The organism is Sandaracinobacter sp. (assembly GCF_041909755.1).
In the GTDB taxonomy this organism is placed as follows: domain Bacteria; phylum Pseudomonadota; class Alphaproteobacteria; order Sphingomonadales; family Sphingomonadaceae; genus Sandaracinobacteroides.
Genome location: NZ_JAYRCW010000101.1, coordinates 379 through 8,383, shown reverse-complemented (window position 1 = coordinate 8,383; position 8,005 = coordinate 379). Strand labels below are relative to the sequence as shown.

The following is an 8,005-nucleotide window of genomic DNA, read 5'->3' as shown; positions in this document are numbered from 1 at the left end:
AGGAAGGTCATCAGCACGTGGGATGCACTCGCAATTCAGGAAATGGGAACGGCCGCGCACATAAGGCGCGGCCGTCCGAAACGCAAGGAAGGGGGTGGCGGTTCCGCCGTCGGACGGGTCCACCCGCCGGGTCGGCAAAGCCGCCCGGCCGGGCGGCCCGCCGGCCGAACTTTCGCCGAGTCTGCGGGCCAGTGCCTTGCACTGGCCGCAGCCGGCTTCAGTTGTACCGCTTCAGTTCTTCCTTCGCGATCGTCACGCGGTGCACCTCGTCCGGGCCATCCGCCAGCCGCAGCGTGCGCTGCCCGGCATAGGCCGAAGCCAGCCCGTAATCCTGGCAGACACCGCCGCCGCCATGCGCCTGGATCGCCATGTCGATCACCCGCGTGGACACATTCGGCGCCACCACCTTGATCATCGCGATCAGGGATTTGGCGTCCTTGTTGCCCACCGTGTCCATCGTATAGGCCGCCTTCAGGCACAGCAGCCGCGCCTGCTCGATCTCGATCCGCGCATTGGCGATGCGCTCGTGCCAGACGCCCTGGTCGGCCACCGGCCGGCCAAACGCGACCCGGCTCTTCAGCCGCTTCACCATCTTTTCCAGCGCCCGCTCCGCCGATCCGATGGAGCGCATGCAGTGGTGGATCCGCCCCGGCCCCAGCCGCCCCTGCGCGATCTCGAAGCCCCGGCCCTCACCCAGGATGATGTTCTCGGCAGGCACGCGCACATTTTCCATCAGCACTTCATAATGGCCGTGCGGCGCATCATCATATCCGAACACATGCAGCGGGCGCAGCTTGGTGATGCCCGGCGCATCCAGCGGCACCAGGATCTGCGACTGTTGCAGATGCTTCGGCGCCGACGTGTCCGTCTTGCCCATCACGATCGCGATGGTGCAGCGCGGGTCGCCCACGCCAGACGACCACCATTTGCGACCGTTGACCACATATTCGTCGCCCTCGCGGCGGATCGACGTCTCGATGTTGGTCGCATCCGAAGACGCCACTGCCGGCTCGGTCATCAGGAAGGCCGAACGGATTTCCCCGCGCGACAGCGGCACCAGCCACTTGTCCTGCTGCGCCTTCGAGCCATAGCGCGCCAGCACCTCCATGTTGCCGGTGTCCGGCGCGGAACAGTTGAACACTTCGCTGGCCCAGCCCACGCGCCCGAATTCCTCGGCAATCGGCGCATATTCCAGGTTCGTCAGCGGCGTTCCCTCGAAGTGGAAATGATGCAGCGGCTCGCCGCCATGCGTCGGCGGCACGAACATGTTCCACAGCCCGGCGGCACGCGCCTTGGGCTTCAGCTCCTCGATGACGGGGATGACCTTCCAGCGCTCGCCCTGGTGCGCTTCCTCGTCGTACCGGGCCTCGTTCGGATAGATATGCTCGTCCATGAAGGCGCGCACGCGCTCCAGCATCTCCTGGGTGCGCTTGGAATATTCAAAATGCATCGGGTATCTCCCCTTGGGTCCATCATAATTGGGCCCGACCTCCTTGCCGGGGGAATCGCCGCCCCGCAACCTGTGCCAAGGTGAGAGGGTTCCACACCCCGAACTGTTGCGCAGGATCAATGCGCCCCGCGCAATCGCCCGTTTCGCGGCGGTTACAGCCGCCCCAGCTCCCCCGGCTTCAGCTGCATCTTCAGCTTCACCGCGCCTGCCGGCGGGTCGATCGCGCTGGTCTGGAAGCGGATGGCCTGCCCCGCCTCCACCCGTTCCGCCTCTGGCCGCACCGTCCAGCGGGCCACGGTCCCGCCGCCCGCATCCAGCAGCCGGATCTCCACCGGCGGCACCGGCAGCGCCTTCGGCGTCGGGTTGCGCACGGTCCCCTCGATCTCCCAGATGCTGCGGCCGCCGGGCAGGCCACGGCGCACCACGGCGGCATCCACCGCCAGCGGCGGCAGCGGCGCGCGCGGCAGCTTCACGCTGGGCACGTCCACGCTCGGAACCCCGACGGATGGCAGCCCCACGGCGGCCGGGTCAAATGGCGGCAGCCCATAATCCTCGGGCTTCACCCGCCCCGTCCACACCAGCGCCAGCAGCCCGGCCGCCACCAGCAGCAGACCGCCCAGCACCCAGGGCCAGATGCGGCGCGGGGCCTCTTCATCCTCGTCAGCCTCGTCCCAGTCCTCCGGCTCCGGATCGGGCGGGGCCGGTTCCGGCTCGATGTCCACGATCGGCGCGGCAGGGCCTGCCCCCGGGCCAGGCAGCCGGGTGCGAAGCGCCGGCCGGTCGCCCAGCGGCACCGGCACCGGCGGGGCTTCGAAATGGATCGCCGGCTTCGACGGCGGCGCATAGAGCGGCCCTGACGGGTCCTTCGGCGGCGTGAATCCGGCCGGCGTGAACACCGGCGGGGGCCGGTCCAGCGGCGGGCGGAAATCGGGCTGCGGGGGCGGCGGCGGAATCACCGGTCGCGGATCGGGCCATCCGCCCACCGCCGGCCAGGCCGCATCCGCCAGCCGGGGATGCTCCTCGTCGGGCGGCAGCGGATCGTCCAGCTCCAGCACCTCTTCCTCGGGCGTGGCCGCCCAGACGGACCGGCAGACCTTGCAGCGCGCACGCCGGGGCCGGAACACCGGCTCCCCCTCGGGCCCCGGCTCCGTCGGCCAGTCACTGGCATCGATGCGATAGCGCGCCCCGCAATTCGGGCAGGTCAACTGCATGGCCGCCTTTTCCACGAACGGCCCGCGAAGCACAAGTGGATGGCGAAGCCCAGGTGGATGCGGCAGGCCGCGCATCCGCCGTTTGCATGCGGGCCATCGCCCCGTCTATGTCAGCCGCTTGATGGTCGCCCGCAACAAATCCCAGGCGCACAAGCGCCGCTCCAACGGCCGCTCCGCCGGCCCGTCCGCCTTTGGCTGGTTCGCGCGGGGGCTGGCGCTCGCCGCCCTGCTCTGGATCGGCGGATTCATCCTGTTCATCTTCACCCTGCCCGGCCCGGCGGCAGACGGCACCACCACTGATGGCGTCGCGGTCCTCACCGGCGGCCCCGGCCGGCTCGACCGGGGGGTGGAGGTGCTGAAGGCAGGCCTCGCGCAGCGGATGCTCGTCTCGGGCGTCCACCCCAGCGTCAGGCCCGAGGAGCTTGCCGAAGCCGCCCACATCCCGGCGAAGCTCGCCTCGTGCAAGGTCGATCTCGGCTTCAAGGCAGACAGCACCCGGACCAACGCCGACGAAGTGGCCGCCTGGGTCGCGCGCAACCGGTTCCACTCGATCCGCCTCGTCACGGCGGCCTATCACATGCCGCGCGCCAAGGCCGAAGTCGAAGCCAAGCTTCCGCCGGATGTGATGGTCGTGTCGGATGGCGTCCGCGCCGGGCTGCCGCTGTGGTCGATGCTGGTCGAATATGCGAAGATGCAGGCGTCCTGGCTGCTGCTGCGGGTGAGGCCCGCGGGATGATCGCCTTCGTCCGCTCCCTGCTGTTTCACCTGATCTTCTATCCGGGCTCGGCCATCGTCGCGTCCGGGATCGCGATCGTCGGCTTCTTCTCGCCGCCATCCATCCGCCGTGGCTCCAATATCTGGGCGGCCTGGTTCGTCTGGTGCGCAAGGGTATTGCTGGGCATCCGCCTCGCCGTGCGCGGCCGCATCCCCAACGAAAGCGTGATCGTCGCCTCGAAGCACACGTCCGCCTATGAAACCATCCTCACGCTCTACCTGTTCCACCATCCGGCGGTGGTGATGAAGGCCGAACTGCGAAACATCCCGATCTGGGGCCGCATTTCCGCCAACCACGGCAGCATCTTCGTCGCACGCGACAAGGCCGGTGCCGCGCTGAAATCCATGATCCGCCAGGCCCGCGCCCGCTCCGCCGAAGGGCGGCCGGTGTTCATCTTCCCCGAAGGCACGCGCGTGCCCTATGGCTCGTCGCCGCCGCTGAAGGCCGGGCTCTACGGCATCTATGCCGGTCTCGGCGTGCCCGTCGTGCCCGTCGCGCATGATGCGGGGCGGCTGTGGACGAAGGGCTTCGTGAAGCGCCCCGGCACCGTCACCGTCTGCTTCCAGCCGGAAATTCCGGCCCGCCTCCCGCGAGAGGAGATGGAGGCACGGGTGCATGAAGCGATCAACCGCGATCCCCTGACGGCAGACACCCTGCCATGACGCGGCGGATCCCGCTGTGGGCCACGCTGATCCCGCTCGCCGTCGGCGTCGCCGTCTGGGCCTGGCTGTGGCACGGCTATGAAGCCGGGCTGAAAGCCGATCTCGAACAGGTGCTGCCGCCCGGAACGGCCGTCGAATCCAGCGGCTTTCCCTACCGCCTCGAAGCGCGGCTCGCCCCCGCCCGCCTCGCGTTCGACGATGTGGCCCTGTCCGCCACGGTCAGCGCGGCCGAAGCCGCCGTCAACCGCGTGCCCTGGCAGCGGGACCGGCAGGTGATCGCCGCGCGCGACAGCAGCGCCACCCTGATGCTGAAGCCACTGCCCGGCGCCACGGTCCGCGTGGACGCCCCGATGGCGCAGGCCTCGCTGCGACTGGAGGCGGACAGGATCGCCCGCCTGTCGGTCGTGTGGGAAACGCCGAACCTCTCCACCGGCCTGTTCGCAGCCCCCGTCCGGGCCGGGCGGATCGAAGCGCATCTGCGCGAAACCCCCGCCCCTGCGGGCAACCCCGCCCGCCCCGGCCCCACCGGGCCGACACAGGCGCAACTGGTGCTCAACGGAACCGCGCTGCGCTTCGGCGAAGGCGCACCGCTCACCCTCAGCCTCGAATCGGAGTTCACGGCCGCCGGGCGGATCACCAGCCTCGCCGGCTGGGCGACAGGCGGCACCGCCGAGATCCGCGCCGCTACGCTGTCAGACGACACCGGCGAAGTGGCGCGCCTGTCCGCCACGCTGGTGCAGGACAGGGATGGAAAGCTCGCCATCGCGGGCACGATCGACACCGTCTGCCCCGCCAGCGTGCGCGCCGCCATCGCGGGCGAAGCGCCGCCTGCGGAACAACGCAGCCGCAAGCCCGAACGAATCGCCATCAGCGGCCACCTGCCCGGCAATGTCACCGCCGCCGCCCGCGACACGACAAAACCCCCGCCGCCAGTCAGAGGCCAGGAACCCCCCTGCCCCCGCCTGCGCTAGGCGCCCGAACACCGACAAAAAACCCGGTGGCGAACGCCACCGCAAGCGCGCCCGCGCGCCCGAGCCAATGCGAGGAAAGCCAAGGGCCGCGAATGCGACCCGCCCGGCTCCTGAGGGCCCAAGCAAAATCCCGGCCCGCAGGGCCGCAAGCGCGACCGCGCGCCGCGCCAAATGGCGCGAAAGCCAAGGCGGGCGGATGCCCGCCGCCCGGCGCCTGAGGGCAAAAAGCAAATGCCGGCCCGCAGGGCCGCAAGCGCGACCGCGCGCCGCGCCAAGTGGCGCGAAAGCCAAGCGGGCGGATGCCCGCGCCCGGCGCCTGAGGGACTAAAAAAACAAAGTGGGAGCCGAAGCGACCCGCGCCGGAAATCGTTACGGCTGCTTCCTTCCGGACCTGACCGGGTTGGCGAACGGCGCGTCCACCTCGGCTCCCGGCCGGGCATATGGCGATCTTGTACCCAAAGCGCAACCGACGCGTCGCAACCATGGATATCCGGGGCCTTGATATCCGCGTGCGCAAGCGCCACTCACGCTGCATGAGCCTGTTCCCCGAAGACGCCCCCTATCGCGTGCTGGCCCGCAAATACCGGCCGTCCGATTTCGGTGCGCTGATCGGGCAGGATGCCGTCGTCACCACGCTGGCAAACGCGATTCGCACCAACCGGCTGGCGCAGGCCTGGCTGCTCACCGGCGTGCGCGGCGTGGGCAAAACCTCCACGGCCCGCATCATCGCCAAGGCGCTCAACTGCATCGGGCCGGATGGCGCCGGCGGCCCCACCATCGAACCCTGCGGCGTCTGCGCCAACTGCACCGCCATCTCGGCGGGCCAGCATATCGACGTGGTGGAGATGGACGCCGCCTCCAACACCGGCGTCGACAACATCCGCGAGATCATCGAGGCCGTGCGCTATGCCTCCGTCTCGGCGCGCTACAAGGTCTATATCGTCGATGAAGTCCATATGCTGTCCAAGGGCGCGTTCAACGCGCTCCTGAAGACGCTCGAGGAACCGCCGCCGCATGTGAAGTTCATCTTCGCGACGACAGAGGTGCAGAAGGTTCCCGCCACCATCCTCAGCCGCTGCCAGCGCTTCGATCTGAAACGCGTGCCGACAGAGCTGCTGGCCGATCATTTCCGCAAGGTGACAGACGCAGAGGGCGCATCGGCAGAGGAGGAGGCGCTCGCGCTCATCGCCCGCGCGGCAGAAGGCAGCGTGCGCGACGGCCTTTCGATCCTCGATCAGGCCATCGCGCAGGCCGGCGCGGGCGAGGTGACGGCAGACGCCGTGCGCGACATGCTGGGCCTTGCCGACCGGGGCCGGATCGCCACACTCCTCGGCGCCATCCTGGCGGCAGACGCGCAGGCCGCGCTGGAGGCCGTCGATTCCGCCCATGGCGCAGGCGTCGATCCGCAGGCGCTCGTCGCCGGGCTGCTGGAAATGATCCACCTGACGGTCCGCGCCAAGCTGGCTGGCAGCGTCGATCCGGCCCTTCCCGAAGGGGACCGTCAGGCGATCCGGCAATGGGCGGCGGATCTCTCCTTCCCCGCGCTCCACCGGCTCTGGCAGCTGCTGCTGAAGGGCCATGCCGAAACCGGTCAGGCCCCCGCACCGCAGCAGGCCGCCGAAATGGCGATCCTGCGCTGCGTCCACGCGGCCGGCCTTCCGGATCCCGATCGGGTGGCAAAGCTGCTGGCCGATGGCGCAGTCCCCGTTGCCGCGCCTGCTGCCGCGCTCGCCGCCGCTCCGGCCCCTGCGCCCGTCGCCCGCGCAACCGCGCCGCTCGATCCGGCCGCCGTGGTCGCCCTGTTCGAATCGCATGTGGAACCGATGCTCGCAAAGCAGCTGCGCGATGAAGTGGCCATCAGCGTCCAGCCCGGCCTCCTCGTCCTCGGCCAGCTCGGCGCGCTCCCCGCCGGTTTCGCGGCCGATGTCCGCCGCCACCTGACGGACTGGACCGGACAGCCCTGGGATGTCCGCATCGAACCCGCCGCAGACGGCGCGGAAAGCCTGCGCATGATCGCAGACAGGGCGCGTGCCAACGCCCATGAAGCCGCAATGGCCGATCCCATGGTGCAGGCCATGCTCAACGAATTTCCCGGCGCCGAACTGCTGAGCCCGGCCCCGCCGCGCCCGTCGGTCGCCCCTCTCAGGAGTGCAAGTGCATGAAAAGCCTCGACGACATTCTGAAGATGGCAAACAATGTCCAGGCGCAGCTCGCCCAGGCGCAGGAAGGGCTCGACAAGATCGAGGTGGACGGCGTTTCGGGCGGCGGCCTGGTGAAAGTGAAGGCCTCGGCCAAGGGCCGCATCATCCGCATCGATATCGACCCCAGCCTGCTGACGCCGGAGTCGAAGGAAATGACGGAAGACCTGATCACCGCCGCCCTGAACGACGCCCGCGCCCGCGCCGATCAGGCCGCCCACACCGAAATGCAGAAGATGACGGCGGGCCTGCCCCTGCCGCCGGGCTTCAAGCTCTAACCGGCCAGCAGCTTTTCCGCCGCCGCCCGCGCCTCGGCGGTCACTTCCGCCCCTGAAAGCATGCGCGCCACTTCGTCGCGGCGCGCCGCTGCGTCCAGCGGCTCCACGCTGGTCGCCCCGCTCGCCTTGCTGATGCGCAGATGGTGTGCGCCTTCGGCCGCCACCTGCGGGCTGTGCGTCACCACCAGCACCTGCGCGCCGTCCGCCACCCGCGCCAGCCGGCTGCCGATGGCACTCGCCGTCGCGCCGCCCACGCCCCGGTCGATCTCGTCGAAGATCAGCGTGCCCGCGGTTCCCGTGCTCGCCAGCGCCACCTTCAGCGCCAGAATGAAACGGGAAAGCTCCCCGCCCGAGGCGATCTTCGTCAGCGGCCCAAAGTCGGTTCCCGCGTTGGTGGCGATCTCGAACCGCACCTGATCCGCCCCGGTCGCGCCCAGCGGGGCTTCGGCCACCACGGTGC

At 69.8% G+C, this 8,005-nt stretch carries 7 protein-coding genes, 1 other RNA gene and 1 pseudogene; 5 read left to right on the top strand and 4 right to left on the bottom strand.

Features of this window, described 5'->3' with window-relative positions:
- Positions 1 to 217: 217 nt before the first annotated feature.
- Entirely contained in the window at positions 218 to 1,450 is a 1,233-nt protein-coding gene (locus ACE3O8_RS11700; RefSeq protein ID WP_374389939.1) for an acyl-CoA dehydrogenase family protein, read from the bottom strand.
- Between the two features lie 152 nt (positions 1,451 to 1,602).
- The gene (locus ACE3O8_RS11695) at positions 1,603 to 2,661 is read right to left on the bottom strand and encodes an FxLYD domain-containing protein (protein WP_374389937.1); all 1,059 of its coding nucleotides are present in this window, start codon (positions 2,659 to 2,661) and stop codon (positions 1,603 to 1,605) included.
- 121 nt (positions 2,662 to 2,782) lie between these two features.
- Between ACE3O8_RS11695 and ACE3O8_RS11690 the strand changes: the two genes are divergently transcribed.
- Genes ACE3O8_RS11690 through ACE3O8_RS11680 form a run of 3 tightly spaced genes read left to right on the top strand, consistent with a single transcriptional unit; the run spans position 2,783 to position 5,069 of the window.
- Positions 2,783 to 3,397, top strand: a complete 615-nt coding sequence (locus tag ACE3O8_RS11690) for a YdcF family protein (protein WP_374389935.1) — start codon at positions 2,783 to 2,785, stop codon at positions 3,395 to 3,397.
- The gene (locus tag ACE3O8_RS11685) at positions 3,394 to 4,098 is read left to right on the top strand and encodes a lysophospholipid acyltransferase family protein (protein WP_374389933.1); all 705 of its coding nucleotides are present in this window, start codon (positions 3,394 to 3,396) and stop codon (positions 4,096 to 4,098) included. Before ACE3O8_RS11690 ends, ACE3O8_RS11685 begins: the two co-directional genes overlap by 4 nt.
- Positions 4,095 to 5,069: a hypothetical protein gene (locus ACE3O8_RS11680; protein ID WP_374389931.1), complete on the top strand. Its 975-nt coding sequence runs from the start codon at positions 4,095 to 4,097 to the stop codon at positions 5,067 to 5,069. The genes ACE3O8_RS11685 and ACE3O8_RS11680 overlap by 4 nt, the downstream gene beginning before the upstream one ends.
- A gap of 335 nt (positions 5,070 to 5,404) precedes the next feature.
- Here the strand turns inward: ACE3O8_RS11680 and ffs are convergent.
- Positions 5,405 to 5,500, bottom strand: an RNA gene (ffs, locus tag ACE3O8_RS11675) — signal recognition particle sRNA small type.
- Positions 5,501 to 5,602: 102 nt separating this feature from the next.
- Between ffs and ACE3O8_RS11670 the strand changes: the two genes are divergently transcribed.
- Both ACE3O8_RS11670 and ACE3O8_RS11665 read left to right on the top strand, forming a co-directional pair.
- Positions 5,603 to 7,231, top strand: a complete 1,629-nt coding sequence (locus ACE3O8_RS11670) for a DNA polymerase III subunit gamma/tau (protein WP_374389929.1) — start codon at positions 5,603 to 5,605, stop codon at positions 7,229 to 7,231.
- A complete protein-coding gene (locus tag ACE3O8_RS11665) occupies positions 7,228 to 7,545 on the top strand; it encodes a YbaB/EbfC family nucleoid-associated protein (RefSeq protein ID WP_374389927.1) in 318 nt (105 codons plus the stop codon). Before ACE3O8_RS11670 ends, ACE3O8_RS11665 begins: the two co-directional genes overlap by 4 nt.
- On the opposite strand, the pseudogene ACE3O8_RS11660 reads toward ACE3O8_RS11665, so the two are convergent.
- Positions 7,542 to 8,005: pseudogene (locus ACE3O8_RS11660) on the bottom strand (DNA repair protein RecN); the annotation flags it as partial. The gene ACE3O8_RS11665 and the pseudogene ACE3O8_RS11660 sit on opposite strands and share 4 nt — an antisense overlap.